We start from the raw sequence: 1,511 nt of genomic DNA, 5'->3' as shown, positions 1-1,511 counted from the left end.
CGCGGGGGTACCGCTGCGCGGTGCGGACCGCCGGAGCCGACGACTGGGCGCGGTGGTCCGCGGAGGTCGCCGACGACCCGGAACGTGCCTGGCGCACGCACGGGCTCGTCGGCGTGCGGGATGCGGGATTCACCGAGGTCGACCCCGGCACGGTGACCGTGCTGGCGCGGTGGAGCGGGACCCCGCGCGACGGCGGATCCTGACGGGCACTCGGCGGAGCCGACCGGAAGATTCCGGTACGGGGACGGACCCGCCGCGGCTCAGTTCGCCCGCCAGACCACGTAGGCCTGGTCGGCGTCGGTGGTCATCGCCTCGACGAACGTGTCGTGGTCGAATCCCGGCAGGGTCTGCAGCCGTTCGATGAGTGCGTCGGCGGCCGGGTCGCCGCTGGGCACCGCGGTGCCCGTGCCGTCCGAGCCCGCCAGCATCAGGAACACGTCCTCCTGCCACGGGCTCTCCGGGATCACCCGGACGACGACGGCGGACAGATCCGACCACGTGACGGACTCCTCGGTGCCGTCGGCCAGCACACGGCGGACACCGGAGTCGTCGACACTGACGGACCGGGACTGGGCACTGGATGAATCGGGTGCCAACTGCTTCTCCCTCGGGTCGGGTCCGGTTCACGGTAATCGCCGCCGTCGCCGCCACCGCCACCGCACCCGGGACGGGGCGGCGGCGATCCCCGTGGCGGGCCGACGTGGCGCGGTCCCGGTGGTGGCTCAGGACGGGGCGGCCGAGTCCAACCTGCGCAGGGCGTCCCGCACGATTCCGGGATCGTGGGTCGGCCACAACGGGGGCAGCGAGGCCCGCAGGAAACCCGCGTACCGTGCCGTGGCCAGCCGTGGGTCGAGCACCGCGACGACCCCCCGGTCGGTGCCCGACCGGTGCAGCCGGCCGACGCCCTGGGCCAGCAACAGCGCGGCGTGGCTGGCGGCGACGGTGAGGAAGCCGTTGCCGCCCCGTGCCTGGACGGCCCGTTGGCGGGCCGAGGCGACCGGGTCGTCCGGCCGGGGGAACGGCAGACGGTCCACGAGCACCAGTTGCAGCGCGTCCCCGGGTACGTCCACGCCCTGCCACAGCGACAACGTGCCGAACAGGCACGTGCGCGGGTCGTCGGCGAACTTGCTCACCAGCAGTGAGGTCGAGTCCTCTCCCTGGCACAGGATCGGGTGCTCCAGGCGGTCCCGTAGCTGCTCGGTGGCCTGCTGTGCGGCGCGCATGGAGGAGAAGAGGCCGAGCGTGCGCCCGCCGGCCGCCCGGACCAGTTCGGCGATCTCGGTGAGCGTCGTCTCGGCGATCCCGTCCCGGCCCGGCGGGGGGAGGTGCCGCGCGACGTAGAGGATGCCGTTGCGTCCGTAGTCGAAGGGTGAGCCGACGTCCAGCCCGCGCCAGCGGGGGCCGTCGTCGTCGGCCGGGGCGGGCCGGTCGGTGGCGGTGCCGGATCCGGATCCGGTCGCCTCCCGTCCCGGCCGGTCGTCGGACTCCGCCCGGCTTTCCGCGGCCGGGGG

At 74.6% G+C, this 1,511-nt stretch carries 2 protein-coding genes and 1 pseudogene; 1 reads left to right on the top strand and 2 read right to left on the bottom strand.

The annotated features are described in order from the left end of the window. Positions 1–203, top strand: a pseudogene (locus tag SACPADRAFT_RS32280) (hypothetical protein); the annotation flags it as partial. Between the two features lie 57 nt (positions 204–260). Here the strand turns inward: SACPADRAFT_RS32280 and SACPADRAFT_RS0205550 are convergent. Continuing rightward, positions 261–596 carry a hypothetical protein gene (locus SACPADRAFT_RS0205550; protein WP_007027584.1) on the bottom strand — a complete coding sequence of 112 codons (336 nt, stop codon included), beginning with the start codon at positions 594–596 and terminating at the stop codon, positions 261–263. A 126-nt stretch (positions 597–722) separates the two neighbouring features. Further along, the coding region (locus SACPADRAFT_RS0205545) for an ATP-dependent DNA helicase (protein WP_007027583.1) at positions 723–1,511 on the bottom strand (789 nt) is incomplete at its 5' end.

Source organism: Saccharomonospora iraqiensis subsp. paurometabolica YIM 90007, from assembly GCF_000231035.2.
GTDB lineage: Bacteria > Actinomycetota > Actinomycetes > Mycobacteriales > Pseudonocardiaceae > Saccharomonospora > Saccharomonospora paurometabolica.
This window is presented reverse-complemented; position numbering and strand designations above follow the sequence as displayed.